The sequence below is a fragment of the Halomonas sp. YLB-10 genome, assembly GCF_003856855.1.
Taxonomy (GTDB): Bacteria; Pseudomonadota; Gammaproteobacteria; order Pseudomonadales; family Halomonadaceae; genus Halomonas; species Halomonas litopenaei.
In genome coordinates, this window is the sequence record NZ_RRCU01000006.1 from 298553 (window position 1) to 324722 (window position 26170).

General features: G+C 62.8%; 26 protein-coding genes. 15 read left to right on the forward strand and 11 right to left on the reverse strand.

Annotated elements, in window-relative coordinates:
- Positions 1–128 precede the first annotated feature (128 nt).
- Both EBB56_RS15225 and EBB56_RS15230 read left to right on the forward strand, forming a co-directional pair.
- Positions 129–407 (forward strand): type II toxin-antitoxin system RelE/ParE family toxin, encoded by a 279-nt coding sequence (locus tag EBB56_RS15225; protein WP_045992057.1) that lies wholly within the window; start codon positions 129–131, stop codon positions 405–407.
- 99 nt (positions 408–506) lie between these two features.
- Positions 507–800, forward strand: coding sequence for a HigA family addiction module antitoxin (locus tag EBB56_RS15230; RefSeq protein WP_045992058.1), 294 nt, complete (start codon positions 507–509; stop codon positions 798–800).
- Positions 801–829: 29 nt separating this feature from the next.
- Here EBB56_RS15230 and EBB56_RS15235 read toward each other — a convergent pair whose 3' ends face one another.
- From EBB56_RS15235 to can, 8 genes are all read right to left on the reverse strand, one after another.
- Positions 830–1876: a hydrolase gene (locus EBB56_RS15235; protein ID WP_239452523.1), complete on the reverse strand. Its 1047-nt coding sequence runs from the start codon at positions 1874–1876 to the stop codon at positions 830–832.
- Between the two features lie 27 nt (positions 1877–1903).
- Positions 1904–2833 carry a LysR family transcriptional regulator gene (locus EBB56_RS15240; protein WP_045992059.1) on the reverse strand — a complete coding sequence of 310 codons (930 nt, stop codon included), beginning with the start codon at positions 2831–2833 and terminating at the stop codon, positions 1904–1906.
- Positions 2834–2942: 109 nt separating this feature from the next.
- A complete protein-coding gene (locus tag EBB56_RS15245) occupies positions 2943–3971 on the reverse strand; it encodes an ABC transporter ATP-binding protein (protein WP_045992090.1) in 1029 nt (342 codons plus the stop codon).
- 65 nt (positions 3972–4036) lie between these two features.
- Positions 4037–5059 (reverse strand): ABC transporter ATP-binding protein, encoded by a 1023-nt coding sequence (locus EBB56_RS15250; protein WP_045992060.1) that lies wholly within the window; start codon positions 5057–5059, stop codon positions 4037–4039.
- Positions 5060–5069: 10 nt separating this feature from the next.
- On the reverse strand, positions 5070–6011 hold the full coding sequence (locus EBB56_RS15255; protein ID WP_045992061.1) for an ABC transporter permease: 942 nt from the start codon (positions 6009–6011) through the stop codon (positions 5070–5072).
- Positions 6008–7054 carry an ABC transporter permease gene (locus tag EBB56_RS15260; protein WP_045992062.1) on the reverse strand — a complete coding sequence of 349 codons (1047 nt, stop codon included), beginning with the start codon at positions 7052–7054 and terminating at the stop codon, positions 6008–6010. Before EBB56_RS15260 ends, EBB56_RS15255 begins: the two co-directional genes overlap by 4 nt.
- A 104-nt stretch (positions 7055–7158) precedes the next feature.
- Positions 7159–8730, reverse strand: a complete 1572-nt coding sequence (locus EBB56_RS15265) for an ABC transporter substrate-binding protein (protein ID WP_124804732.1) — start codon at positions 8728–8730, stop codon at positions 7159–7161.
- Positions 8731–9129: 399 nt separating this feature from the next.
- The gene (can, locus tag EBB56_RS15270) at positions 9130–9780 is read right to left on the reverse strand and encodes a carbonate dehydratase (RefSeq protein ID WP_108447937.1); all 651 of its coding nucleotides are present in this window, start codon (positions 9778–9780) and stop codon (positions 9130–9132) included.
- A 222-nt stretch (positions 9781–10002) separates the two neighbouring features.
- Here can and gorA point away from each other — a divergent pair, with 222 nt between their 5' ends.
- The 12 genes from gorA to EBB56_RS15330 all read left to right on the forward strand — a co-directional run bounded on the left by gorA (position 10003) and on the right by EBB56_RS15330 (position 22900).
- Positions 10003–11364 carry a glutathione-disulfide reductase gene (gorA, locus tag EBB56_RS15275; RefSeq protein ID WP_240184148.1) on the forward strand — a complete coding sequence of 454 codons (1362 nt, stop codon included), beginning with the start codon at positions 10003–10005 and terminating at the stop codon, positions 11362–11364.
- Between the two features lie 311 nt (positions 11365–11675).
- Entirely contained in the window at positions 11676–12254 is a 579-nt protein-coding gene (ectA, locus tag EBB56_RS15280; protein WP_045992066.1) for a diaminobutyrate acetyltransferase, read from the forward strand.
- Between the two features lie 85 nt (positions 12255–12339).
- The gene (gene ectB, locus EBB56_RS15285; protein WP_045992067.1) at positions 12340–13605 is read left to right on the forward strand and encodes a diaminobutyrate--2-oxoglutarate transaminase; all 1266 of its coding nucleotides are present in this window, start codon (positions 12340–12342) and stop codon (positions 13603–13605) included.
- A 194-nt stretch (positions 13606–13799) separates the two neighbouring features.
- A complete protein-coding gene (locus EBB56_RS15290; RefSeq protein ID WP_045992068.1) occupies positions 13800–14192 on the forward strand; it encodes an ectoine synthase in 393 nt (130 codons plus the stop codon).
- A gap of 238 nt (positions 14193–14430) precedes the next feature.
- Positions 14431–15402, forward strand: coding sequence for a transporter (locus EBB56_RS15295; RefSeq protein ID WP_052704298.1), 972 nt, complete (start codon positions 14431–14433; stop codon positions 15400–15402).
- Positions 15403–15991: 589 nt separating this feature from the next.
- The gene (locus EBB56_RS15300) at positions 15992–16999 is read left to right on the forward strand and encodes a TRAP transporter substrate-binding protein (protein WP_045992069.1); all 1008 of its coding nucleotides are present in this window, start codon (positions 15992–15994) and stop codon (positions 16997–16999) included.
- 57 nt (positions 17000–17056) lie between these two features.
- The gene (locus EBB56_RS15305; RefSeq protein ID WP_231498708.1) at positions 17057–17686 is read left to right on the forward strand and encodes a TRAP transporter small permease; all 630 of its coding nucleotides are present in this window, start codon (positions 17057–17059) and stop codon (positions 17684–17686) included.
- 2 nt (positions 17687–17688) lie between these two features.
- Positions 17689–18969 (forward strand): TRAP transporter large permease, encoded by a 1281-nt coding sequence (locus EBB56_RS15310; protein ID WP_045992070.1) that lies wholly within the window; start codon positions 17689–17691, stop codon positions 18967–18969.
- Positions 18970–19042: 73 nt separating this feature from the next.
- Positions 19043–20185 (forward strand): mandelate racemase/muconate lactonizing enzyme family protein, encoded by a 1143-nt coding sequence (locus EBB56_RS15315; RefSeq protein ID WP_045992071.1) that lies wholly within the window; start codon positions 19043–19045, stop codon positions 20183–20185.
- Positions 20182–21045, forward strand: coding sequence for an amidohydrolase family protein (locus EBB56_RS15320; RefSeq protein ID WP_083970299.1), 864 nt, complete (start codon positions 20182–20184; stop codon positions 21043–21045). Before EBB56_RS15315 ends, EBB56_RS15320 begins: the two co-directional genes overlap by 4 nt.
- Positions 21046–21095: 50 nt before the next feature.
- Positions 21096–21908, forward strand: coding sequence for an NAD(P)-dependent oxidoreductase (locus EBB56_RS15325; protein ID WP_045992072.1), 813 nt, complete (start codon positions 21096–21098; stop codon positions 21906–21908).
- Positions 21909–22141: 233 nt separating this feature from the next.
- On the forward strand, positions 22142–22900 hold the full coding sequence (locus EBB56_RS15330) for a FadR/GntR family transcriptional regulator (RefSeq protein ID WP_045992073.1): 759 nt from the start codon (positions 22142–22144) through the stop codon (positions 22898–22900).
- A 379-nt stretch (positions 22901–23279) separates the two neighbouring features.
- On the opposite strand, the gene EBB56_RS15335 is transcribed toward EBB56_RS15330, so the two are convergent.
- From EBB56_RS15335 to EBB56_RS15345, 3 genes are all read right to left on the reverse strand, one after another.
- The gene (locus EBB56_RS15335; RefSeq protein ID WP_124804733.1) at positions 23280–23795 is read right to left on the reverse strand and encodes a GNAT family N-acetyltransferase; all 516 of its coding nucleotides are present in this window, start codon (positions 23793–23795) and stop codon (positions 23280–23282) included.
- A 71-nt stretch (positions 23796–23866) separates the two neighbouring features.
- On the reverse strand, positions 23867–24082 hold the full coding sequence (locus EBB56_RS15340; RefSeq protein ID WP_124804734.1) for a hypothetical protein: 216 nt from the start codon (positions 24080–24082) through the stop codon (positions 23867–23869).
- 41 nt (positions 24083–24123) lie between these two features.
- Positions 24124–24807, reverse strand: coding sequence for a type 1 glutamine amidotransferase domain-containing protein (locus tag EBB56_RS15345; RefSeq protein ID WP_124804735.1), 684 nt, complete (start codon positions 24805–24807; stop codon positions 24124–24126).
- Between the two features lie 450 nt (positions 24808–25257).
- On the opposite strand from EBB56_RS15345, the gene EBB56_RS15350 reads away from it, so the two are divergent.
- Positions 25258–26109, forward strand: a complete 852-nt coding sequence (locus tag EBB56_RS15350) for an ATP-dependent zinc protease (RefSeq protein ID WP_124804736.1) — start codon at positions 25258–25260, stop codon at positions 26107–26109.
- Positions 26110–26170: the final 61 nt, after the last annotated feature.

Below are 26170 nucleotides of genomic sequence, written 5' to 3' on the forward strand. Positions count from 1 at the left end.
AGCCCCGGCCATGGCCGGGGCTCTTGTGTGTACAGGATAGATAGGGAGACTGACGTTGGGTTTGAAACAGTGGCACTGGCCAGTCTCTTATCATTGTATCCTGTAACGTGTCGCGCTACGGTTACCTGATGATCATCAGCTTTCAGCACAAGGGACTTGAGGCATTCTATCGAACCGGCACCACCCGAGGCATCCAGGCCACCCACGCGTCCAAGCTTCGACGCATCCTGGCGCTGCTCGATGTCGCCTGTCGGCCGGAGGATCTCAACCTGCCCTCGTTCAAGTTGCATCAGCTCAAGGGGGCGCTTAAAGGCTGCTGGTCTATCCGTGTCAACGGTAACTGGCGCGTGACGTTTCGCTTCGCGGACGCAAATGTGGAGTTGGTCAATTATCTCGATTACCACTAGGCGCTGTCCGAAAAGCGCCCGTGGCTATCGACGTCTCGGATACTTCCCCGCTTGGGGAACGCCAAGTCTTCAGTTTCTTCAAGATAAGGAGTCAAGAACATGATGAATGAACCTCCGCATCCCGGAGAGCTGTTGCGCGAGGATGTCATCGAGGAGCTTGGCCTATCGGTAAAGGAAACGGCCGAGCGACTAGGGATGTCACGCGTCGCCTTGTCACGGGTCTTGAATGGAAGAGCGGCAATCAGTCCTGAGCTCGCGTTGCGCCTGGAAACCGCAGGTGTCAGCACCGCTTACGCCTGGCTCGCCATGCAGACAAACTATGATTTGGCACAGGCCCGCAAGAAGCCGCAGCCGACGGTTCAGATGTTGCAAGCAGAGACGGATTCACCCTAGTGGCATCATGGGCAGTCCTGCATAACTGCTTAGTCTGGTGTCAGCGACAGCTCCTGCAGGTAGCGCGCCAGCCGTCGGCCAAGCCAAGGGCGAGGGCGGCGAGGGCCTGGCTCCATGAATCCGACATGGCCGCCGCGTTCGGCGACTTCCAGGGTCACCAGCGGCGAGCGAGCCGGGAAGCGCTCGATTAGGTCGGCCGGCATGAAAGGATCGTCACGGGCATGCAGCATCAGGGTGGGAACGGCCACCCGATCGAGCACCGGGCCGCTGGAGGCGCGGGCATAGTAGTCATCGGCGTCCAGGAAGCCGTGCATCGGCGCCGTGATGACGTCGTCGTAGTCGCGCAGGCGCTTAAGCCGGCGCACCTGCTCGACGCTGACCTTGAGGGAAAGCTCACCGCGTTCGAGCCGAGGTATCACCTTGCGCTTGAGCGAGGCCAGCAGGTGGCGTTCGTAGACCCGTGAAAAACCCTCGCCCAGGCGCTGGGCGCAGGCCGCCAGATCCAGCGGCGCGCTGATCACCACCGCGGCGTCGAGCCCCAACGAGTTCGCGTCCTCTTCGGCGACCAGCCGTAGCAGCATATTGCCCCCCAGCGACACGCCACCGGCGACCTTGGCTGCCTCGGGATAGCGATCGCCAAGTACCTCCAGCAACACCCTGGCGTCCCCGGTATCGCCGCTGTGGTAGGCGCGCGGAAGACGGTTGGGGCGAGAGCCGCAGCCACGGAAGTGCATCAGCAAGGCCCGATAGCCCTGGTCTCTGGCCGCCGCCAGCAGATCGTGGGCGTAGGGCGAGGTGATTCCCCCCTCGAGGCCGTGGAAAAGCACAAAGACAGGGGCGCGGGGGTCCTCGGGTTCCGGTCGCACCCAGCTAAGCTCTACCTCGTCACCGTCGGGCAGCGCGAGAAACTCCTGCCGCCAGTCCACCTCGGCGGGGCGGAGCACGCGTGGCAGCAGCGTCTGGACATGCGGATTGGACAGCCAGCGGGCGGCACGAAAGCCGCCCGGTGTTGCTGCATCCGCGCGAAGGCCCGAGGTGGCCTGGGGCAAGCTTGAATGGGCGTCAGGCTGGGGCAAGGCAAGGTCTCCGGGGGCATCGGGGCGTCATGGTTGAGCCTCGGCGTCGAGGGCGTGAGCACACAGCTCCTGCCAGGCGGCGTCGACCGCCGCGCGACGGGTCGAGAGGTGGCGATACAGGCGAATATCGAAGGATACCGTCCAGCGCGGTGGTCCTGCCGCCACCAGCGCGCCGGAGGCCAGCGCCTCGCCCAGGCTGCGCTCGGGCAACCAGCCCAGGCCATAGCCCAGCGCGACCAGTTCTCGGATATTGCCGCTCTGTACGCTCTCGTTGAGCACCGTCAGGGTAGGGGCGTCGCCGAGTCGGTCCAGATGGGAGCGGATGGCGGCATCGATCATGCCCCGGGGATGATAGGCGATCAACGGCAGGGCGCGCCCCTTGCCGCCTTCCAGCGCAAAGCGAGGCTGGCCGCTGGCATCCGGCAGGCACACCGGCATAAAGCGCTCGCGGCCGATGACGCAATAATCGGTGTCCTCGTTGGCCAGTTCCAGCGGATTGCCGCTGGTCGGCCAGTAGCACAGGGCAAGATCGATCTCGCCGGAGGCAAGTCCCTGAAAATAGTCGCCCACCAGCCAGGCGGTGGCACGCAGGTAGGGCTGCAGCGGCGGTGGCGACTGCCAGCCGCTGAGCCACTGGGGCAGGAACTGCGCCAGCAGGCTCTGGGGTGCCCCCAGGCGTAGCTGTCCGGCCTGTTCCTCGGCCATCTGCGCCAGTCGCTGGCGGGTCAGGTCGACCCGCCGGGTGACGTCGTGACACATGGCGAGGAAGGCCTCGCCGGCCGGCGTCAGCGACAGCGGCAGGGTCTGACGGTTGATCAGGGTGGTGCCCATCTCCTCTTCGAGCAGCTTGATGCGCCGGGAGAAGGTGGGCTGAGTCACGTTCTGTTCTTCGGCGGCACGGGAAAAATGACGCGTGCGGGCCAAGGCGAGAAAGTCTTCCAGCCAACGTATTTCCATGGAAGTGTCACCTGTCCTGCGAAACGTCGATTGTGCCAGATAACCCGATGCCGGGCGTACCCGGCGTCGGCGTGTTGCAGGTGAAGGCGATGGGAGGTCAAGGCAGCGGTCAAGACAGACGACCTTCCTCGACACCATGACAGGCGACCTGACCGCCCTCGTCGGTGGCGATCAGACGGGGGATCTCCCGGCGGCAGCGCTCGTTGGCGTGGGGGCAGCGCCCGTGGAACACGCAGCCCGAGGGCAGGTTCACCGGGGTCGGCACCTCGCCCTGCAGGCGCAGGTGCTGGGGACGGTCGTCCTCCAGGCGTGGAATCGCCGACATCAGCGCCTGGGTGTAAGGGTGACGCGGGCGGGCGAACAGCGTCGCCGTGGGCGCCACCTCGCACACGCGGCCCAGGTACATCACCGCCACCCGGGTACCGAAATGCTCCACCACCGCCAGGTCGTGGGTGATGAACAGGTAGGTCAGATGGTGCTCGCGCTGGGCTTCCATCAACAGGTTCAGCACCTGGGCCTGGATCGACACGTCCAGCGCCGAAATCGGCTCGTCGGCGACGATGAACTCCGGATCCACCGCCAGCGCCCGGGCGATGGCGATACGCTGTCGTTGGCCACCGGAGAACTCGTGGCCGTAGCGCGAGCCCCAGTCCGGGGCGATGCCTACCGAGCTCATCACCTCGTGGACCTTGTCGACGACCTGCTGTGGCTTCCAGTCGGGGTGGTGAAGGCGGATCGGCTCTTCCAGCGTCTGCTGGATGGTCATGCGCGGATTGAGCGAGGCGTAGGGGTTCTGGAAGATCATCTGCATGCGCTGACGGAAAGGCAGCAATGCTTTCGAATCGAGATGATCGATACGCTCGCCGTCGTAATGGATCTCGCCGGCGCTGGGCCGCAGCAGGCCCATCACGGTACGCGCTACCGTCGACTTGCCGCAGCCGGACTCGCCCACCACGCACAGCGACTCCCCGCGGCGGATGTCCAGGTCGACCCCGTTGATCGCGTGCACGTGCTGTTGCTCGCGCACGATACGCCCACGCCGGAACTTGAGCTGCTCGAGGAAATCCCCGGACAGTGAAAAGCGCTTTTCCAGCCCGCGGATCTCGAGCAGGCTGTCGCCTCCAGCGGCTGGGTTCATGTCGGCGGGGCCGTCCTGCTGAATCGGCTCGGTCGGCGGTTTGACGGCTGCCTGAGTGGTCTGGCTCATGAGTTGTCCTCCCTGGCCACGATGCGTTCGGCATCCTGCATCTCGGCGACCATATGGCAGGCCACCTCACAGTTGCCGGAGCGCACGAAGGCCGGTACCTCGGTCTTGCAGGGTGTCCGTTCGCTGCCGTCTTGGCGCTGGGTAAAGTCGCAGCGCGGATGAAATGGACAGCCGCTGGGGAGCTGGCTCAACGACGGCATGCTGCCGCGTATCTGGTTGAGCCGCTCGCCCGGGGTCGCCATCTGGGGCAGGGCGTTGATCAGTCCCTGGGTGTAGGGATGCTGCGGATCATTGATGATCTCTCGAGTCGGGCCCTGTTCGATCACCCGTCCGGCGTACATCACCAGCATGCGCTGGGTCACCTGGCTGACCACGCCAAGATCGTGGGTGATCAGGATCAGGCCGACGTTGTGCTTCTCGCACAGCTCCAGCAACAGCGCCATGATCTCCGCCTGAATGGTCACATCCAGGGCGGTGGTGGGCTCGTCGGCGATGATGATATCCGGGTCGAGCAGCAACGCGATGGCGATGATGATGCGCTGACGCATCCCGCCGGACAGCTCATGGGGATACTGGTCCAGGCGTTTTTCCGGCGACGGGATCTGCACCTGCTCGAGCTTGCGCAGCGAGATCGCGCGGGCTTCCTTGCTGGAGATTCGGCGGTGGGCCTTGAGGCATTCCACCATCTGCTCACCGATGGACAGCACCGGATTGAGCGTCATCATCGGATCCTGGAAGATCATCGAGATGCGGTGGCCACGCACCTTGCGCAGGGCGCGTTCACCGAGTCCGGTCAGTTCCTGGCCATCGAAGGTGATGCTGCCACCGGCGATATAGCCCGGCTTGGCGATCAGATTCAGCAGGCTGAAGGCGGCGACCGACTTGCCGGCGCCGGATTCGCCCACGATGCCCAGACGCTCGCCACGATCCAGGCTGAACGACACATCGCGCAGTGCCTTCACGTCGCCCTGTCGCAGGGCGAAGCGCACGTCGAGGTGATTGACGTCGAGTAGTGCCATGATGTCTACCTCAGCCCTTGTACAGTCGTGGATTGAGCACGTCGCGCAGCCAGTCGCCGAGCAGGTTGATCACCAGCACCAGCACCACCAGCACCAGGCCCGGAATCAGGGTGATCCACCAGGAACCGGACTGGATGTAGTCGAAGCCGGACTTGATCAACGAGCCCAGCGACGGCTGGGTCTCGGGCATGCCGAGGCCGAGAAACGACAGCGCCGCCTCGGAAATGATGGCGTTGGCCACCTGCACGGTGGAGATGACGAAGATCGGCGACAGGGTGTTGGGCAGGATGTGACGGAACATGATCCGCCGGCTGCGCAGGCCCATCACCCGGGCGGCGTCGACGTACTCCTTGGAGCGCTCTGCCAGCACCGAGGCACGCACGGTACGGGCGTACTGGGGCCATTCGGCCAGGCCGATGATCAGCACCAGCAGCCACATGGCATAGTCGGAGTAGGTGGCGCCGCCGAAGATCGCCTTGAACAGGGCGCCCACCACGATGGCCACCATCAACGTCGAGAACGACAGCTGGATATCTGCCAGGCGCATCAGAAAGGCGTCGACGCGCCCACCCAGATAGCCCGCCAGTAGACCGAAGCACACCCCCAGGGTGGCCTGCAGCGCCACGGCGCCGAAGCCGATGACCAGCGACACCCGCATGCCGTAGAGGATGGTCGAGAGCAGGTCGCGCCCCTGGGAATCGGTACCCATCAGGTACTGGGGGTCGGCGCCGTCGATCCAGAACGGCGGCAGCTCGGATGCAAGGATGTCGATCTGGGCCAGGTCGTAGGGATCGGCCGGCGCAAGCCAAGGCGCCAGCAGCGCGGCCAGGACCATCACCACGAAGATCAGAAGACTGGTCTGGGCGATCAGGTCGCGTTTGAAACTGTACAAGAGGTAGGAGTCGCGAAACCGCTCCCACCGGCTGCTCGTCGCAGTGCTCTGGGTGCTCATGCGGGCTTACCTGTCAGCTTGACGGTGGGATTGACCAGGCCATAGATCAAGTCGACCAGGGTGTTGGTGATCACGAAGATCAGGCCGACGATCATCAGGTAGGTCACGATCAGGGGGATGTCCGAGCGCTCGATGGCGTCGAGGAACATCAGGCCCATGCCGGGCCACTGGAACACCGTCTCGGTGAGGATGGTGTAGGCCACCAGGGTGCCGATCTGCACGCCGCCGACGGTGATGACCGGCAACATGGTGTTCTTCAGCGCGTGCAGGAAGTAGATGCGACGCATCGAGATGCCCTTGGCCCGGGCGAACTTGACGTACTCCGACTGCATCACCTCGAGCATCTCGGCGCGGATCAGGCGAATGAACAGCGGCAGCATGATCGAGGCCAGCGAGATGGCCGGCAGCACCAGGTAGGTCAGGCCTTCCAGCGAGGCGAAGTTGGTGGTCCAGGTGCCGAACACGTGGATCGGGTCGCCGCGACCGTAGGCCGGCATGCCGCCCTCGGTGGACAGCAGGCCGTTGAGCCAGGCGCCCCAGCCGGTATCGGCGGGGAAGGGCGTGAAGCTCACGCCGATGGCGAACAGCTGGATCAACACGATAGCGGTGAGAAACACCGGGATGGAGATGCCGATGATCGACACCCCCATGAAGAAACGGGACAGCCAGGCGCGGGGCTTGATCGCGCTGTAGACGCCGATCGGCACCGACAGGAAGATGATCAGGAGGGTCGAGGCGAATACCAGCTCGAGGGTCGCCGGCAGGTGTCGCAGGACCACTTCGGTAGTCGGCTCGTTGTAGATGTACGAATAGCCGAAGTCGAACTGGGCGGCGTTGACGGCGAAACGGAAGTACTGCACCAGGAAGGGATCGTTGAGCCCCAGTTCCTCGCGCAGCACCTCGCGCTCGCTCTCGGGCACCGACTGACCCACCATCTGCTGGATGGGATCACCCAGGTTGTCCTGGATGGCGAAGGCGATCACGCTGATGACAAACATCACCAGCAGCGCATGAAAGAGGCGCTTGATCAGAAATGCGATCATGGGGATTGTCCAGGGTACAGGCGCTCGACTCCGCGACCATGTCACGGAGCCGAGGCAGCTGCTGAATGGGAGCTTGCAGGCACCGCGTGGCGGTGCCTGTCGTCTTACTCTTCGTTGATGACCAGATCCCCGAGATAGGGGAAGTTCAGTACGTTGACCACCGGCTCGATGTCGACGTTGGCCGCCGAGGCCCAGGCCAGGTTCTGCCAGTGCAGCGGAATAAAGGCGGCATCGTCGTAGAGGCCCTGCTCGAGCTCACGCAGCATCTCGCCACGCTTCTCCATATCCACCTCGAGGTTGGCGTCGACCATCAGCTGGTCGAGCTCCTCGTTGCAGTAGTTGCCGGCGTTGTACTGGCCGCCACCGCTGTCGGCGTCCGGGCACTCGGTCAGGTACTGGTGGAAGTTGGCGGAGTCTTCGGTATCGGAGTGCCAGCCGATCATCATCATGTCGGCGGCACGATCATCGTACTCGCCCCAGTACTGGGCCTTGGGCAGGGTCTTCAGGTCCACCGTGACGTTGATCCGCGCCAGCATGGCGGCTACCGCCTGGGCGATCTTGGCGTCGTTAACGTAGCGGTTGTTGGGCGCCATCATGCTGACCGAGAAGCCGTCCTCATAGCCCGCTTCGGCCATCAGTTCCTTGGCCCGATCGAGATCGAAGCGCGGCTCGAGATCCGGGTTGTGGCCGGAGTAGCCCTCTGGTGAGAACTGGGCGGCCGGGGTGGCGAAGCCCTTCATCAGACGATCGGCGATGCCTTCCTGGTTGATCGCGTAGTTGAAGGCCTGGCGAACACGCGGGTCCTGGAAGGCCTCGACCCGCTCCTGGTTCATGTGGAACAGGATGATGCGGGTGCCCGACATGGTCACCAGATTGGTGTCCTCGTCGCTCTCGATACGCTCCAGATCGTTGGGCGGTACCGGCGCGATGAAGTCGACGTCACCGGACAGCAGGGCGGCGACGCGGGTGGCGTTCTCGCCGATCGGAGTCAGGGTGATGGCGTCGACGTTGCCCGGGGACTCGCTGTCCCAGTAGTCATCGAAGCGTTCGAAGTCGACCCGAACGCCCTGCTGGCGGTTGGTCACCTGGAAGGGGCCGGTACCGGAGATGTTGCGCGAGGCGTAGGAGTTGCCGTTCTTGACGATCTCGTCCTTGGCCTTGCCGCCGTCGGTCTCGCCGGAATAGAACTGGCTGTCCATCGGGAAAATGTAGGTGGCCATGTTCAGCAGCAGCGGGTTGGGCCGCTTGGAGATGATCTCCACGATGTGCTCATCGACCACGTTGACCGTCTCGATAGGCTCGAAGATCGCTTTGAAGTCCGGGCTGCGCTTGAGGCGCTCGACGGTCCAGGCGACGTCCTCGGCGGTGAAGGGGTTGCCGGAATGGAAGGTGACCCCTTCGCGCAGGCTGATGCGCATGGTGGTGTCGTCGACCTGCTCCCACTCGGTGGCGAGTCTGGGGTCGAACTCGAAGTCCTTGGTCCAGCGCACCAGCGGATCGAAGGCCATGTGCGACAGTTGCAGGATACCGCCGGAGAGCTGCTCATGGATGTCCAGCGACACCGGATCGGCGTCGTAGGCCATGCGCAGGGTGTTTTCGGCCAGTGCGGTCTGGGGCAGGGCAGCCGTCAGCATGGCGGCACCGAGGGCACCGGCCAGAAGGGTCTTCTTGAACATGGAAGGAGTTCCTGCTTGTTGAGGTTGTTGTAATTGCTAGTCGGACGCCTTGGTCAGAGTCGTATGCGCCGGCTAGTCAATGTCCTGCATCAACATAGTGAGGTGTCGCGTTTAAACACAATCGAAATTGTGACAGCACCCATGCGAGGAACGAATATGGGGCGAGATACCACGCGGCACAGCGTGTGAGAGAAAGTCATGCAGCGATAGCACAACGAGTAATCTCTGCCGGCAGTGAATCAGAAGAAGTAGGGTGGAGATAGAGACCCTGACACCAGCACGCCCCCGAACGAGGTTCGGGGGCGTGAAGACATGGCACCAGGAGATGCACGAAAAGAGCGCCAACACTGGGCAACGCGGCTCGTCGCCTTCCTGGATGTGCGGCGCTGTTCAGATCGGCTATTGGCCCTGGGGCGGGCAGACGCGATCGATACGATAGAGCTGGGCGACCTGATCCAGGCCGTGGACGCTGCATTCCAGGTCGGTGACGCGACCGTCACTGAGGCCATAGACCCAGCCATGCACCGACAGCGCCTGGCCGCGCTGCCAGGCACGCTGGACGATCTTGGTACGACACAGCGTCTTGACCTGTGACTTGACGTTGAGCTCGCACATGCGATCCACCTGTTCGTCCAGCGGCAGATGCTCGAGTTCCGAGCGATGCATGCTGTAAAGCTCGCGCACGCTGTGCAACCAGTTGTCCACCATACCGTTTTCGCCGCCGGTGACCGCAGCGCGCACGCCACCGCAGTTGTAGTGGCCGACGATCATGATGTGACGTACCTTGAGCACGTCCACCGCGAACTGCACCACCGACAGGGCGTTCATGTCATTGTGGTAGAGCAGGTTGGCGACGTTGCGGTGGACGAACACCTCACCCGGGGGAAGGTCGATGATCTGGTTGGCCGGCACGCGGCTGTCGGAACAACCGATCCACAGATACTCCGGGCTCTGCTGCTGCGCAAGACGGGTGAAGAAATCAGGGTCTTCCTGGCAGATTCTGTCGGCCCAGGCCCGATTATTGGCGAGCAGATTGTCGATATCACTCATGAACTTTCCCCGTGCAAGCAGTGGATGGCTAAAGTGGTGCATGTTTTTACCCCCCTCGGTCAAGGTGGTCAAGCACCCTCCCGTGTTAGCCAGCCCGCTGGTATTATGGGAAGGTTTCCCATCCTGGTGGGCCTCGAGGCAGGTCCCTGGTAGGCCAGGCCCCTAATGATCCGAAAGCGGTCCCGACAACAAGGGCCCCAGCAACAGAATCAGGAGACGCAAGTGTCACAATTCGACTATGACCTCTTTGTCATCGGTGCCGGCTCCGGTGGTGTCCGCGCTGCCCGTACCGCGGCGGCAACCGGGGCCAGGGTGGCCGTCGCCGAGGATCGCTACCTCGGCGGTACCTGCGTCAACGTGGGCTGCGTGCCCAAGAAGCTCTACTCCTACGCCGCACACTTCCACGAGGCCTTCGACGACGCTCGCGGCTTCGGCTGGCAGCTCGACCAGGCGCCGAGCTTCGACTGGGCGACCCTGCGCGACAACAAGATCGGTGAGATCAAGCGACTCAACGGCATCTACGGCAAGCTGCTGGACAACGCCGGGGTGCGCCTGATAAACGGTCGCGCCAAGGTGGTGGACGAACACCGTGTCGAGGTTGGCGGCGAGACCATCAGCGCCGAGAAGATCCTGGTGGCGGTGGGTGGCTGGCCCTGGGTGCCGCCGTTCCCCGGCAGCGAACTGGCCATGAACTCCAACCAGATCTTCGACCTGGACGAGTTTCCCAAGCGCTTTCTGGTGCTTGGCGGCGGCTATATCGCCGTGGAGTTCGCCAGCATCTTCAACGGCCTGGGCGCCGACGCCCACCTGCTGTATCGCGGCGACCTGTTCCTGCGCGGCTTCGACCAGGAGGTGCGCGAGTTCACCCGCGACGAGATGGCCAAGAAGGGCGTCAACCTGCACTTCAACACCAACATCGAGTCCCTCGAGAAGGTCGAAGGCGGGATCAAGGCCACCCTGACCAATGGCGAGACCCTTGAGGTGGATGCGGTGCTGTCCGCCACCGGCCGCAAGCCCCATCTGGAAGGCCTGGGTCTGGACCAGCTCGACATCGCGCTCAACGAGAACGGCTCCATCCAGGTCAACGATCGCTTCGAGACCTCGGTGCCCTCGATCCTGGCGCTGGGCGACGTGACCGGCGGTCCTGAGCTGACGCCGGTGGCCCTGGCCGAGGCCATGCATCTGGTCGCACACCACTACGGTGACGCGCCCAAGGCGCCGATGAACTACGACAACATCGCCACTGCGGTGTTCTGCCATCCCAACATCGGCACCGTTGGCCTGTCCGAAGAGAAGGCCCGCGAGGTGTGCAAGGCGGTCCGCGTCTACAGCGCCGACTTCCGTCCCATGAAGCACACCCTGTCCGGCAGTGATGAACGCTGCCTGATGAAGCTGATCGTCGACGACGAAAGCGACGTGGTGGTAGGGGCGCACATGGTCGGCGAGGAAGCCGGTGAGGTGATCCAGGGCATCGCCATCGCGGTGCGTGCGGGCCTGACCAAGGCAGATTTCGACGCCACCGTGGGCATCCACCCGACCGGCGCCGAAGAGTTTGTCACCATGCGCACGCCGACCCGTACCTGAGACCTGCGTCACGATACGACAAGGGCACCTGTGGGTGCCCTTTTTTGTGGCCTTTTCTCGCCGATCCGAAAGGTCCGACTATACTGCTTCAGGCGGACGAAATCGTCTCGTTGGAGAGGCAATCGATTACGCCAAAGGGATAGGGGAGGTGAGCGGCAGCGATCGCTCCGAGCCGCCATGAGACGTGGCCTGGCGCCGTTCGCATAATTTTTTTTTATGCTTCCAGGGGTTAAGAATAATCCAGATTTTGAAATGTCATACTCGACTGTTATAATGGTTGTCCAAATTCGCTACAGCGAAGCATAACGAACATGACCGCAAGCACTGAGCCCTTCACACCATCCGCCGACCTCGCCAAGCCTACGGTGGCCGACGCGGTGGTGGGTCACGAAGCGGCGCCGCTGTTTATTCGCAAGTCCACTCCCGAGGATGGCTGGGGCATCTACGAGCTGGTCAAGTCCTGCCCGCCCCTGGACGTCAACTCCGCCTACGCCTACCTGTTGCTGGCCACCCAGTTCCGTGACAGTTGTGCCGTTGCCACCAACGAGGAAGGCGAGATCGTCGGCTTTGTCTCCGGCTACGTGAAGTCCAATGCTCCGGACACCTACTTTCTGTGGCAGGTCGCGGTGGGCGAGAAGGCCCGCGGTACCGGTCTGGCCCGCAGACTGGTCGAAGCCATCCTGACCCGCCCTGAATTTGCCGAGGTCCACCACCTCGAGACCACCATCACACCGGATAACCAGGCCTCCTGGGGCTTGTTCCGCCGCCTGGCCGATCGCTGGCAGGCGCCGTTGAACAGCCGCGAGTACTTCTCTACCGACCAATTGGGTGGAGAGCACGATCCGGAAAACCTGGTGCGCATCGGTCCCTTCGACACGACGCGTATCTAACGGCTTCCAGGGTGGTGACAGGGCGCCAGCGTCCGTCGCCACCGATACCCGATAACTTCCCCTACGAACCCGACAGGAGGTCGCAATGCAGACCCAGATCCTCGAACGCATGGAATCCGAAGTTCGTACCTATTCCCGTTCCTTTCCGGTGGTCTTCACCAAGGCGCAGAACGCTCGCCTGACCGACGAGGAAGGCCGCGAGTACATCGACTTTCTGGCCGGTGCCGGCACCTTGAACTACGGCCATAACAACCCGCACCTGAAGCAGGCGCTGGTCGACTACCTGGCCACCGACGGCATCATCCACGGTCTTGATTTCTGGACCGCCGCCAAGCGCGACTATCTGGAGACCCTGGAAGAGGTGATCCTCAAGCCGCGTGGTCTCGACTACAAGGTCCACCTCCCGGGGCCGACCGGCACCAATGCCGTCGAGGCTGCCATTCGCCTCGCTCGTGTGGCCAAGGGTCGTCACAACATCGTGACCTTCACCAATGGCTTCCACGGCGTGACCATGGGAGCGCTGGCCACCACCGGCAACCGCAAGTTCCGCGAGGCGACCGGCGGTATTCCGACCCAGGGTGCAGCCTTCATGCCCTTCGATGGCTACATGGGTAGCGAGACCGATACCCTGGACTACTTCGAGAAGCTGCTTGGCGACAAGTCCGGCGGTCTCGACGTGCCCGCCGCGGTCATCGTCGAAACGGTCCAGGGCGAGGGCGGCATCAACGTGGCCGGCCTGGATTGGCTCAAGCGTCTCGAGGGCATCTGCCGCGATAATGACATCCTGCTGATCATCGATGATATCCAGGCGGGCTGCGGTCGTACCGGTAAGTTCTTCAGCTTCGAGCATGCCGGCATTACGCCGGACATCGTCACCAACTCCAAGTCGCTGTCCGCACTCGGCCTGCCGTTCGCCCACGTGCTGATGCGTCCGGAGCTCGACAAGTGGAAGCCGGGTCAGTACAACGGTACCTTCCGTGGTTTCAACCTGGCCTTCGTCACCGCTACCGCTGCCATGCGCAAGTACTGGAGCGACGATACCTTCGAGCGTGACATCCAGCGCAAGGCGCGGATCGTGGAAGAGCGCTTTCAGAAGATCGCAGCCTGGCTCAGCGACAAGGGGTATCCGGCTTCCGAGCGTGGCCGCGGCCTGATGCGTGGCATCGACGTGGAAAGCGGCGATATCGCCGACAAGATCACCGCCAAGGCCTTCGAGAACGGCCTGGTGATCGAGACCAGTGGCCAGGACGGTGAGGTGGTCAAGTGCCTGTGTCCGCTGACCATCACCGACGAGGATCTGATCGAAGGTCTCGATATCCTCGAGCGCAGCACCCACGAGGCGCTGAGCTGAAACAGGATACGCCCGCAGGCTATCTGCGGGCAGGCGCCAGCAGCAAGGTGCCGCTGATCCTGCCCTGAGCAATATGTAAAGCGAGGGCCCGCCCTCGCTTTTTCTGCGGACGCCACCAGCGCTCGAAGCCTCGCACAGGGCCTTTCGATGCCCGGCACCGCCGACGCCCCCGACACCCGACAACGGAGAATTCGATGATCGTTCGCAACCTGGAAGAAGCCCGTCAGACCGACCGCCTGGTAAAGGCCGAGAACGGTAACTGGGACAGCACCCGCCTGATGCTCGCCGATGACGGCGGTCAGTGTTCCTTCCACATCACCCGTATCTTCGAGGGTACCGAGACCCACATCCACTACAAGCATCACTTCGAGGCGGTGTTCTGCATCGAGGGCGAAGGCGAGGTGGAGACCCTGGCCGACGGCAAGATCTGGCCGATCAAGCCGGGCGACATCTACATCCTGGATCAGCATGACGAGCACCTGCTGCGTGCTTCCAAGACCATGCACCTGGCCTGCGTGTTCACTCCGGGCCTGACCGGCAAGGAAGTGCACCGCGAAGATGGCTCCTACGCGCCCGCCGGCGAGTAAGGGTGTACCGCCAGGATTGAACAGGAACTCGCTTCCCGCACCCGACAACGGCGCCCCTTGGGGCGCCGTTGTCGTATCTGGCCAATCGACCGAAGTAGTCGCAGGACGCTGGAGGTAGACGTCACGGGAAGAGCAGCAGGGGACGTGGGGGCATAGGAGGCAGGCACGTCAAAATTGTGCCCAAAAGTCTGGAGCGCTACCTATACTTTGCAGCAAACTCCTCAATGGAACCGTCCCCATGGCCATTTGTCGCCCCCGACTCCTGACCTCCGGTATGTATCACTACCTGCTGGCAGCGCCGATCCTTGGTGCAGCACTGCTGGCCCCAGCGACGGCTCATGCCTCGGAAGGCGGCAGCAGCATCTATGTACCGGGCGCCTATAACGACTTTGCCGCAGGCTTGGCTCCGCCACCCGGGGTCTATGCACGCAACGACCTGGTGCGCTACGAGGGCGATATCGGCGCGCGCCCCCTGGGCGGGCGGCTGTCGGCGGGTCTCGACCAGACGCTGTGGTTCAACCTGCTCAAGCTGACCTGGGTGACCGACGTCGAGTGGCTCGGTGCCACCTACATCGCCGGGATCAATCTTCCCTACGTGTTTGACGTCAGCGTCGATCTCGAGGCCAGCATCCCGGGCCAGGAACGCTTCAACACCGGAAGCAACAGCGGCTTCGGTGATCCGTACCTGGTGCCTGTCGCCCTCAACTGGGCCAACGGGACTCACCACACCACGGCGGCGGTGGGTATCAATATTCCGGTGGGGCGCTACGACGAGGATGATCGGATCAACCTGGGGCGGCACTACTGGTCGATCGATCCCACCATTACCTACAGTTGGCTGCCCGAAAGCGGATGGGACCTGTCGATGACCGCGGGCATCCTGTTCAACTTCAAGAACGATGCCACCGACTACACCACCGGCGACGAGTTTCACCTGGACGTGCTGGCGGCGAAGTACCTGACGCCAAGCTTCGGACTGGGTCTGGCCGGGTACGTTTACGAGCAGCTCGAGTCGGACTCGGGCCCGGTACCGGATCGCCTGGAAGATGGTTTTCGCAGTAGCGGGGCAGGAGTAGGGCCGGCCTTCATGAAGAGCGTCTCACTGGGCCAGGCGCCGGTCACCTTGATCGGCAAGTGGCTTCACGATGTGTCATCCGAAAATCGCTTCGATGGCGATACGGTGTCGCTGTCGGCGGCCTGGGCCTTCTAGCCACCTCCCGACCAGCGCCCGATCCGATGATTCGGGCGCGCCGCCTCGATCCTTCCCCTGAACGAATCTCCGCCATGTTCTCGGGCGCTCAGCGGCGCCCGATTCTCCCGTTATTCTGCATCGATATTGTCTGCGCTGAATGTCTTTAACAGCCGAGGCCTTGCACGTCCCACGAGACTTCCTGCCGCCTATGCAGCTCAGGCGGCACAGGGACACAGCGGGCCACGCGTCACGCCTGAAATTGACAGCATTTTACAAATAAACTGCCGCTGCAGCGGGGCGTCTTTGCACCAGGAACAGGTTTCGGACAGGTCGTTATTGCCTGCGAATAAAGAGCTTTTCCGAAAAATGTCGATCATGTTGGCCGCCTTGGCTAACACACCTCGACAGTGGCATTGCACTTTAGTCAAAAAGTGTTAGGAAGGGGTTGCAGCCAGGAAGTCCTCTCTTCTACTTTGTCATACATAGTATGCCATGGTTTCCAGAAAACGGCTCAGGCCATCGCCATGTGATGGCAGTACGAGAGGGCCGGACACTTGCCCAACCGGGTATGACAACAACGCCAACAAGGTCAACCAGAGGACTCACCATGAATCCCGCCGCTTCACGCAAGCTCACCCGCGCCATCCATCTTGCCGGCCTGGCCGCGACCACCGCCTTGCTGGCAACGCCAGCCCTGGCCGAACAGTGGCGCGGCTGGAACATTCATCCTCCCGAGTACCCCAACAGCATTGCGCTGGAGACCTTCGCCAAGGAGGTGGACGAGCGAACAGAAGGGCGCATCACACCAAAGGTCTATCACAACGCCGTGCTGGGGGATCAGCCTGATGCCATCGAGCAGACCCGCAACGGTGCTCTGGATTTCGGCAACTTCAACATGGGCCCCATGGGTCCGATGGTGCCGGCGGCCAACGTACTCTCGCTGCCTTTCATCTTTGAAAGTGAAGAGCGCATGTACGAACTGATGGATGGCGAGATCGGCGAACGCTTCGCCGCAGCGATGGAGGAGCAGGGCCTGGTCGCGCTGGGTTGGTTCGGGGCAGGCTCGCGCAGCCTCTACAACACCGACCATCCGGTCGAGACTCCGAAAGATGTCGAGGGCATGAAGGTCCGGGTCATGAACAACGACCTCTACGTCGACATGATCGATGCGCTGGGTGGCAACGCCACCCCCATGGCCTACGGTGAGGTCTACCAATCGCTGACGACCGGAGTGATCGACGGCGCCGAGAACAACTTCCCGTCCTACGAATCCAGCGGCCACTACGAGGTTGCCGGCTACTACTCACTGACCAACCACCTGGTCATTCCCGAGTGCCTGTGCATGGCCCGCAGTACCTGGGACGAGCTGTCCGAAGAGGACCAGGCGGCGGTCCGGGAGGCCGGGCAGGTCGCCACCGAGCAGCAGCGTGAACTGTGGGAAGAGCGTACCGCGGCCAGTCGGCAAACGGCGCTGGATGCAGGCGTCGAGATCAATGAGGTTCCGGACAAGTCAGAATTCCAGGCGCTGATGCAACCGGTCTATGAGGGCTTTCTTGCTGAGAACCCGGACCTGGCCTCGCTGGTCGACGACATTCGCGCGGCTCAGGCCGACTGATCCCATTGATACGAGAGCCCCGTCCCCGGTGCCGGGGGCGGGCGGGGAGGCTGATGCGTGAACGCACCCACCGACACCTCTGACGTCGGGTCCGAGCAAACCGAGTCAGAGCAAGAGGGCGCCACGGTACGCCGTGGTGCCTTTCCTCCGGCATCGCCGGAGTCACGAAGCATACGCTACAAGCGTGAAACACCCAGCCGACTGGACCGCATCCTCGACAGTATCGCCCATGGTTGCATCATGGTGGCCGGGGTGCTGCTGGTGTTGCTGATCATCACCTTTGGCTGGCTGGTATTTGGCCGCTACGTGCTCAATGACACCCCCACCTGGGTCGAGCAGACGGCGCTTCTGAGCGTGGCCTACATCACCTTTCTCGGCGCCGCTGCCGGCGTTCGTCACAACAGCCACCTGTCCATCGACCTGCTGCGCGACAACATGCCGGCGCCCATCAAGGGTCTGATGCACCATCTGGCGGATCTGTTCGTGGTGGCCTTTGGCGGCTTCATGGCCTGGCAGGGCTGGCAGTTGATGATGACCAACCTGGCACGACCTATCCCGATGCTCGGACTCTCCGAAAGCTGGCGTGCCGCGCCGCTGGCGATCTGTGGCGCGCTGATGGTGCTGTTCGCTGTGGCCAACATTGTCAAGCGGCTTGGCGGCCGGCACAACCCGACCCAGGAGGACTGAGCATGGGACTCGCTATCGTTTTTGGACTCTTTGCCCTGGGACTGGCGGTCGGCGCTCCGGTGGCCTTTGCGGTAGGACTGGCAGCAGTAGGGGGCTTTCTCTATGAGGGACTGCCGCTGTTCGTGGCATTCCAGCGCATCCTCTCGGGCATTTCGGTGTTTTCCCTGCTGGCCATTCCGTTCTTTATCTTCGCCGGCGAGCTGATGCTGCACGGCGGTATTTCCCAGCGCCTGGTGCGCCTGGCCTCTGCCGCAGTGGGCCGAGTGCGCGGAGGGCTCGGGGTGGTCAATGTGACCTCTTCGATGCTGTTCGGCGGGATTTCCGGTTCCGCGGTGGCGGACACCTCAGCGCTCGGCTCCATCCTGATTCCGGTGATGAAGGAGAAGGGCTACGACGCGGACTACGCGGTCAACGTGACGGTGACCTCGTCGGTGGCCGGGGTGGTGATTCCGCCCAGCCACAACATGATCCTCTACGCCGTGGCGGCCGGTGGCGGCCTGTCCATCACCAAGCTGTTCATGGCGGGCATCGTGCCGGGCATCCTGATGTGTGGCCTGCTGGCCCTTGCCGCCTATCTGGTAGCGGTCAAGCGTGGTTACCAGGGCGAACACTTTCCGGGCTGGCAGGCGCTGGCGATCAGCTTTGCCGCCGCACTGCCAGGGTTGCTGACCGCGGTCATCATCGTGGGCGGCGTGCTGTCTGGCGTGCTGACGGTGACCGAGTCAGGCGCCTTCGGGGCCATCTACGCCATCGTCGTCACCGCGCTGGTCTATCGCGAGCTGCACTGGGCATCGTTCAAGCAGGCGGTCTACCAGTCGGTGCGCACCACCGCGCTGGTGATGATCCTGGTCGGCTGCGCCTCGGCGTTCTCCTATCTGCTCGCCCTCTATAGCGTGCCGGAGTTGCTGTCCAACACGCTGCTCGGGATCACCGACAATCCGCTCGCCATCCTGCTGATGCTGAACCTGATCCTGCTGGCACTCGGCATGATCATGGACATGGCGGCGCTGATCCTGATCTGCACGCCGATCTTTCTGCCGATTGCCGCCCAGTTCGGCATGGATCCGATCCAGTTCGGCATCATGATGATGATGAATCTGGGGCTCGGGCTGTGCACGCCGCCGGTGGGTGCCTGCCTGTTTGTCGGCAGCGTGGTCGGCAAGATCAAGATCGAACAGACCGTTCGCACCATCTGGCCGTTTTACCTGGCGTTGTTCGCCGCTCTGATGCTGGTGACCTACGTTCCGGCACTGTCCATGGCGCTGCCCAACATGCTGGAGTGATGGCGACCATGCCAAGCCCCCTTCGACGAGGCGCCACACACCGCTGACCACCTACAGGAAAAGAGGCACACCGATGAAGATCGCCAGGGTCGAGACCCATCTGCTGGATCATCCCCTTGAACAGGCCTTCGAAAGTGCTTCCATGCGCTTCGAACGCCGCCAGCACTGCCTGGTGGAGATCACCTGCGAAGACGGCACCGTCGGCTGGGGGGAGTGCCTCGGTCCGGCCCAGGCCAACGCCGCGGTGGTGGCCACCTACGCCGACACCCTGATCGGCGCCAACCCGCTGGAGCATGAAAGACTGTGGCTCGTGCTCTACAACCGGCTGCGTGACCAGGGCCAGCGGGGGCTGACCATGACCGCCCTCAGCGGCATCGACATCGCGCTGTGGGACATCAAGGGCAAGCACTACGGTGCCAGCGTGTCGGAGCTCTTGGGAGGGCGTTTTCGCGAACGCGTCCAGGCCTACGCCACCGGCTCCTTTCGTCGCGATGGCGTGGACCGGGTCAGTGATATCGCCGCGGAGGTGGCGGGCTACGCCGAGGAAGGCTTTCACGGGGTGAAGATCAAGATCGGCTTCAACGTCGAGGAAGATCTTCGGGTCATCGCCGCCGTGCGCGAGGCCATCGGTCCCGATCGGCGTCTGATGATCGATGCCAACCACGGCTATGACCTGCTGGAGGCCCTCGAGGTCGGCAAGCGGGCGGCGGCTTACGACGTCGACTGGTTCGAGGAACCGGTACTACCGGAGCAGATTCATACCTATCGCGCGGTGCGCGATGGCCAGCCTCTACCGGTCGCCAGTGGCGAGAACTGGCATGGCCGCTACGCCATGCAGGAGCCGCTGGCCAGTCGCGCCATCGATATCTGCCAGCCCGACATATGCGGCGTCGGCGGCTTCACCGAGATGCGGCGCGTCGTGGATATGGCGGCGCTTCATGGCGTGCGCCTGATTCCCCATGTGTGGGGCACCGCCGTGTGCATCGCCGCCAGCCTTCAGGCCATGGCGGCGCTGCCGCCCAATCCGCCGAGACGTGAGCCGATCGAACCCATCATGGAGTTCGATCGGACCCACAATCCCTTCCGCCAGGCAATTGTTACCCAGCCGCTGGAGCATCATCAGGGCTGGGTCGATATCCCTGACGGCCCTGGACTGGGCATCGAGATCGATCGCGACGCCCTGACACGTTTCGCCCTCAAGGAGACAAGACAGTGATACCGGCCAATACCCGTCCGCTGGAAGGGCGCGCGCCCAGGCTGAAGGCACCCGCCGGCGCCACCGATTGCCATATTCATCTCTTCCTCGATGGCTACAAAGGCCAGCCAGGCGGGCCGCCGATCAAGGAGTTGGCAACCGTCGAGGATCTCCGGCGCTTCCAGCGCTGGATGGGGCTCGACAGGGTGGTCGTGACCCAGTCCAACGCCTATCAGTTCGACAATGGCGCCTTGCTTGCTTCGCTCGATCAACTGGGCCTGGACAAGGCCCGCGGGGTCGCCGCCGTCAGTCCTGACACCCCTTTGAAAACCCTCGAAGACTGGCATGGCCGAGGTGTACGCGGCGCACGCATCATGAACCTGGGCGGAGGCGCCATGCCGTTGGCTCGCCTGCCCGAGGTCGAGCCGTTGATCGCGCCCCTGGGCTGGCACCTGATGGTACAGTTCAATGGCCGCGAGCTCGACCAGCACCTGCCGATGCTGGAACGTATCGAGTGCCCGTACATCATCGATCATATCGGCAAGTTCATCGATCCGGTGCCGGCCGATGATCCTCGCGTCGATGCCATTCTCAGGCTGCTTGACCGCGGCAACGCCTGGTTCAAGGTCTGCGCCGGTTACGAGACCAGCCTGAGCGGAGGGCCCGACTACGACGACGTCGGCGCCATCGCCCGGCGGGTCATCAACCACGCACCGGAACGCATCCTCTGGGGCAGCAACTGGCCCCATGTTGGTGTCCCGCGAGATCAGTACCCCGGCGACCCTGACCAGCTCGACGTACTGCTGGCCTGGGCCAATGAGCAGCAGCGCCAACGCATCCTGGTCGACAATCCCGCCGAACTGTACGGCTTCGGTCGCTGAAGGCGCGTATCACGAGACACGAGACACGACACCCGAGAAGGAATTCTGACATGTTGAATCGACTGCTGGTCACCGGCGCCGCCGGGGGCCTGGGCACCGCTCTGAGACCTCATCTGAGTCGCCTGGCGAAGGAGGTCCGCCTGTCCGACATGGTCACCGTCGACCAGGACGTGACCCACGACACCCGCCATGAAGAGATCGTCACGGCAGACCTGACCGACGTCGATGCTGTCGCTCGCCTGGTGGAAGGCTGCGATGGTGTTGTCCACCTGGGCGGTGTATCGGTGGAGCGCTCCTGGCAGCAGATCCTGCCGGCCAACATCATGGGCACCTATCACCTCTATGAGGCGGTGCGCCGTCATGACAAGCCGCGGGTGGTATTCGCCAGTTCCAACCACGTCATCGGCTTCTACCCACAGCATCAGCGGCTGGACGCCAAGGTGCCGAAACGCCCGGATTCGCTCTATGGCGTGTCGAAAAGCTTCGGCGAGGACCTCGCCAGTCTGTACTTCGACAAGTTCGGGGTCGAAACCCTGGCGGTGCGTATTGGCTCCTGCTTCCCTGAGCCCGCCGATGCCCGCATGCTGGCTACCTGGATGAGCGTCGAGGATTTCATGGCGTTGCTCGAGCGCGCCTTCTGCGTCCCTGAACTGGCCTACACCGTGGTCTACGGCGCCTCCAACAACGCCGAACAATGGTGGGACAATCGCGAAGCAGGCTTTCTGGGCTGGGTGCCCAAGGACAGCTCCGAACCCTGGCGTACCGAGATCGAGGCCAGGGGAGGGCGGCTGGCTCCCGATGACCCTTCGGTGCGCTTCCAGGGCGGCAAGTTTGCAGGCCAGGGCCATCCTGACGATGAATAGCCACTGAATCGTCGCGGAAAGCCACCAGGCATCCGTCTCCGACACTGGCAGAGGGATAGAGGGATAGAGGGATAGAGGATCGAGCAGCCTGACACCGGGGACCTGACGCCATCGCCTTGATACACTGGCGTCCTGATAGTCAGTGCTGATATACAGCCCTGATAAATAGCCCTGAAAAATAGCGCTTTGCGGCACGTCGCGTCATCGCCACGCGAACTGAAGAGGAATCGACCATGGCAGCCAAGCCAGCACCCCGCACGGAACCGGCACCGCTAAACGTCAAGAAGCTGACGCGTGAAGGCAGTCTGTCGATGAACGTGGCCGACCAGCTGGAAGGTCTGATCACCGCCGGAACCATCGCCGTCGGCGAGAAGCTGCCGACAGAAAGCGGCCTGTGTGATTCCTTCGGTGTCAGCAGGACGGTGATCCGCGAGGCGGTGGCTCACCTCAAGTCGCTGGGCCTGGTCGAGGCACGGCGTGGCGTCGGCACCACGGTGATCCGGGCCGCACCGGCCGAGGCCATGCCCGCCAAGCGGATTCGTCCAACCACCGTCGAAGACATCCTGCATGTCATCGAACTGAGGCTTAATCTGGAGCCCGCTGCGGCGGCACTGGCCGCCGAGCGCTTCGAGGCCGACGACGAGACTCGCCTGCGTGACACCCATGCGGCCTTCGTCAAGGCTCGTCAGCAGCGTAGCCAGGCGCGTAACGAGGACTTCGAGTTCCACCACGCGATTGCCAGGGCCACCCACAATCCATTCTTCCCTCAGGCGCTGGAGCAGCTCAACCTGAGAGCGATTCCACGCTCGAAGCTGGCGACCAGCGAGGTCAACACCGACTCCACCAGCACCTATCTCAAGCGCGTGGAAGCCGAGCACCAGGACGTGCTCGACGCCATCCTGTCACGCCAGCCCGACGCCGCCAGAGCCGCCATGGCGCGCCACCTGGAACGCGCCCGGGAGACTTACCAGCGGTTCAAAGAAAAGGGGTGAGTCAGTGCCGGCCGCCAGTACGTCAGTTGTCATCGGTTGACGCAGGCAGCTCGACAGGACTGCCAGTTCGGTGATCTGAATCCGTTGGGCTCGGTGGGAAGCTACCGCCGAGTTCGAGGTAAGTTCGAGGTAGATAAGGACAGCGATTGATGCGGGGTTCTGGTGACAAGAGGCTGTTATCAGCCTTCACAAGCTTTCATGACCCATGGTTCGCATAATCTATATTATGTTAAATGAGGTGTTTGCCGGTTCTCCCGGACAAGCCTCTGCGCTCTGCATCATCCCTATCGATGGACGTTAATGATACGTGCCGGCTTTCTGTCCCATCCATCCGGCTCCCTCTGCCGACACTCTCATCGCCGCTTGCACCTCTGGCGGTTCAGGATAAAAACGCCGGATCATACGTGACCTCCCCGGTCGGCATGCTGCTGCCGCGGTCACCCAACGGCAGCGCCAGAAAGGCGTCCTCCGGGACCTGGGCCAGCCATAGCCCCGGATGTCGCGAAAAGCCGAAGCGCCCGTAGTACTCGGGCTCACCCAGCACCACCACACCAGCGGCGCCTTGCTCTTGCATGCGTCCAAGTCCTTCGCGGATCAGGCGTGCGCCGATCCCCTTGCGGTGACACGCCGGCGCTACTGCTACAGGGCCGAGCCCAAACCAGGCTGTCGCCTCGCCATCGATCAGCACCGGCGACAGACACAGATGCCCGACGATCATGCCCTGGTCGTCCGCCACCAAGGACAGCGTCAGGCGTTCGCTTGCCCTCAGCGCTCTGACGATCAGGTGTTCGGTAGGCCTTGCGCCCGGTGCATGCTGGGGATGGCCGTCGAACGCCGTAAGAATCAATGCTTCGATGGCGTCGTGATCCCTTGGAGCTTCTTCACGGACAATCATTGGCGATCTCCGATGGCGCGCACATACCCAAGACCGACACGGTTGCTGCCGCCAACGGGTTCGAACCAAGGCTACCTGCGGTCGAACTCACGCTCGATCTCACGTTCGATTTCACATCGTGCCACACCGTCGTCTGAAACCCGTCCTCCGGCATCCAGGCAGGCGTCCTGGAGATGCCAGAGCTGGTAACGGCTTCCTGCGTAGAACCCCATGACGAGTCCGGCGACCAGCGCCGTGGTGACGATAATCGCTATCGTGCGTCTTCCCTGACGATGTCTGGCTGCCATGGTGATGTCCGGATAGAAAAGATCTTGCTGACCGACGGTGATCAGTCGCCCAACGCTTCCAGCACCAGTTCGGCCACGCGTCGGCCCGAGGCTGGATTTTGCCCGGTGACCAGCCGCTCATCGACTACGGCGAATGGCTCCCAGGCGCGATCCGCCTTCAAATAGAGCCCGCCACGCTCGACAAGCTCCGTTTCGGTAAGAAACGGCACGATGTCGTCGAGCTTGGCCAGGTGCTCCTCGTGATTGGAAAAGCCGGTCACCTTCATGCCCTTGATCAGGTATTCCCCATCATCCCGGGTCACATTGAGCAAGCCCACGGCACCGTGACACACAGAGGATACGATACCGTCTGCCTCGTGGATGTCCCGACACAGGCGTTGGAGCGTCTCGTTGCCCGGAAAGTCCCAGATGACCCCATGCCCGCCCGCCAGATAGATTGCCCGATAGTCCGCTGCGTTGACCTCGTCCAGGGCCAGCGTCGTACCCAGGCGGTTCATGAAGTCCTTGTTCTGATAGTAGTCCCAGTCAATCGCCTCGGCGGCCGCCAGACTGTGGGGATCGATGGGCGTATAGCCCCCCTTGGGGCTTGCGATGTCGCAGGTCCAGCCAGCCTGTTCGACATGATCGATGAAATGCACGGCTTCACCTAGCCACAGACCCGTGGCTCGATCATGATTGGGATACTTGGCGTGACTGGTCACTACCACAAGAATCTTGTTATCCATGGCGAGGGCTCCGACGAGAACGTTGAACCTTGTAGTCGACTCTGTCGCTATCTTGTTGCGTTATTGTAGTCAGCCTCGTGCTAGCTTCAGCAAAGCACGAAAGGTTCTGCATAGTAGAAGTGGAATGCCCAAGGGCGCGTATAGGGACTTGTGTAGCCGACAATACTCAGGCAACTCCTTGGTTCTATTGTCCCGATTCCTGATGAGGTAGATATGAGCCCCGCCCAGTAGACACCCTAGCGCTTTTCCAGGGGTGCGGGCTCGGGATTGTAGGCGGTTCTCAGCAGTACAGCGGAGCACCTGAGGCGTGATCAACCCGGCCCCAGCATGGACAGCGCTGGCGTCGCTCCTTATCATCGCTTCAATTTGTCTCGTTCGATGGGCTTCTTCGGGAGCGATCTTTGCGAGTCTCACCATTTTTGTCGATGCCGATACAAGGACGCTAGCGTCATGCCCCTCCGACCGACTTGTTTTCTTTCCTTGGCCGCCGCCGCGATGCTCGGTGGTTGTGCACTGGCACCGGTCGACGCTCCGCCCCCCCCCGAACCTCTCACGCCTTCGGAATTCCACGCCGAGATCCGAGGGCTCGAGACGCGCCTGGCGGGACGCTGCGACCTGACCCACGACATGCTCAGTGAACAGGCAGCGCAGGATCGCCGCATGACCGCCGATATCCGCGAAGTCGGTAGCCTGCTGCGCGGCGTACGCCAGGATCTGGCCGGGCTCGAGCGCGGCAGCGCGGAGCCCGGTCCTCGGACGACGCAGTGTGAGGCCAGCACCGAGTCCGGTATCGACAACAAGGAACTGCTGGGACGCAGCGAGTGGGTTGGCTTGCCCGATGTGGGCACCTATCTCAAGGCGCGGATCGACTCCGGGGCCAATACCTCATCGCTGTCCGCTACCGATGTCACCACCTTCGAACGGGATGGTGACGAATGGGTGCGCTTCAAGCTTGGCCTCAATGAAGAGGATTCGGTGGTCGAGGCCGTGCGCGATGAATGGATCGAGGCACCGGTAGAACGCAAGGTGACCATCGTCCAGGCCAACGGTGAAGAAAGCCGCCCTGTGGTCAGCCTGCTGATGACCCTCGGCCCGCTGCGTGAACAGGTTGAATTCACCCTGAACGACCGCACCCACCTGAGCTATCCCGTCCTGCTTGGCCGTCGTTTCCTGTTGGATATCGCCGTCATCGACGTGGCACGCCACTACCTGCACGACCGTCCCGAATTCCCAGGAGGGGAATCGGCCAGCGAAGCCGCCGACGAGGAAGCGGCCGATCGTGATGATCAGGAACAGCCCTGAGATAACGCTGTGTGCCGACGCCCCGGGGCGTCGGCCTTTCGCTCCCGATTAAGGAAGACCC

Coding starts and splice junctions, on each gene's coding strand:
- EBB56_RS15225 (WP_045992057.1), top strand. CDS start 129: ATGATCATCAGCTTTCAGCACAAGGGACTTGAGGCATTCTATCGAACC.
- EBB56_RS15230 (WP_045992058.1), top strand. CDS start 507: ATGATGAATGAACCTCCGCATCCCGGAGAGCTGTTGCGCGAGGATGTC.
- EBB56_RS15240 (WP_045992059.1), bottom strand. CDS start 2,833: ATGGAAATACGTTGGCTGGAAGACTTTCTCGCCTTGGCCCGCACGCGT.
- EBB56_RS15245 (WP_045992090.1), bottom strand. CDS start 3,971: ATGAACCCAGCCGCTGGAGGCGACAGCCTGCTCGAGATCCGCGGGCTG.
- EBB56_RS15250 (WP_045992060.1), bottom strand. CDS start 5,059: ATGGCACTACTCGACGTCAATCACCTCGACGTGCGCTTCGCCCTGCGA.
- EBB56_RS15255 (WP_045992061.1), bottom strand. CDS start 6,011: ATGAGCACCCAGAGCACTGCGACGAGCAGCCGGTGGGAGCGGTTTCGC.
- EBB56_RS15260 (WP_045992062.1), bottom strand. CDS start 7,054: ATGATCGCATTTCTGATCAAGCGCCTCTTTCATGCGCTGCTGGTGATG.
- EBB56_RS15265 (WP_124804732.1), bottom strand. CDS start 8,730: ATGTTCAAGAAGACCCTTCTGGCCGGTGCCCTCGGTGCCGCCATGCTG.
- can (WP_108447937.1), bottom strand. CDS start 9,780: ATGAGTGATATCGACAATCTGCTCGCCAATAATCGGGCCTGGGCCGAC.
- ectA (WP_045992066.1), top strand. CDS start 11,676: ATGACCGCAAGCACTGAGCCCTTCACACCATCCGCCGACCTCGCCAAG.
- ectB (WP_045992067.1), top strand. CDS start 12,340: ATGCAGACCCAGATCCTCGAACGCATGGAATCCGAAGTTCGTACCTAT.
- EBB56_RS15290 (WP_045992068.1), top strand. CDS start 13,800: ATGATCGTTCGCAACCTGGAAGAAGCCCGTCAGACCGACCGCCTGGTA.
- EBB56_RS15295 (WP_052704298.1), top strand. CDS start 14,431: ATGGCCATTTGTCGCCCCCGACTCCTGACCTCCGGTATGTATCACTAC.
- EBB56_RS15300 (WP_045992069.1), top strand. CDS start 15,992: ATGAATCCCGCCGCTTCACGCAAGCTCACCCGCGCCATCCATCTTGCC.
- EBB56_RS15310 (WP_045992070.1), top strand. CDS start 17,689: ATGGGACTCGCTATCGTTTTTGGACTCTTTGCCCTGGGACTGGCGGTC.
- EBB56_RS15315 (WP_045992071.1), top strand. CDS start 19,043: ATGAAGATCGCCAGGGTCGAGACCCATCTGCTGGATCATCCCCTTGAA.
- EBB56_RS15325 (WP_045992072.1), top strand. CDS start 21,096: ATGTTGAATCGACTGCTGGTCACCGGCGCCGCCGGGGGCCTGGGCACC.
- EBB56_RS15330 (WP_045992073.1), top strand. CDS start 22,142: ATGGCAGCCAAGCCAGCACCCCGCACGGAACCGGCACCGCTAAACGTC.
- EBB56_RS15335 (WP_124804733.1), bottom strand. CDS start 23,795: ATGATTGTCCGTGAAGAAGCTCCAAGGGATCACGACGCCATCGAAGCA.
- EBB56_RS15340 (WP_124804734.1), bottom strand. CDS start 24,082: ATGGCAGCCAGACATCGTCAGGGAAGACGCACGATAGCGATTATCGTC.
- EBB56_RS15345 (WP_124804735.1), bottom strand. CDS start 24,807: ATGGATAACAAGATTCTTGTGGTAGTGACCAGTCACGCCAAGTATCCC.
- EBB56_RS15350 (WP_124804736.1), top strand. CDS start 25,258: ATGCCCCTCCGACCGACTTGTTTTCTTTCCTTGGCCGCCGCCGCGATG.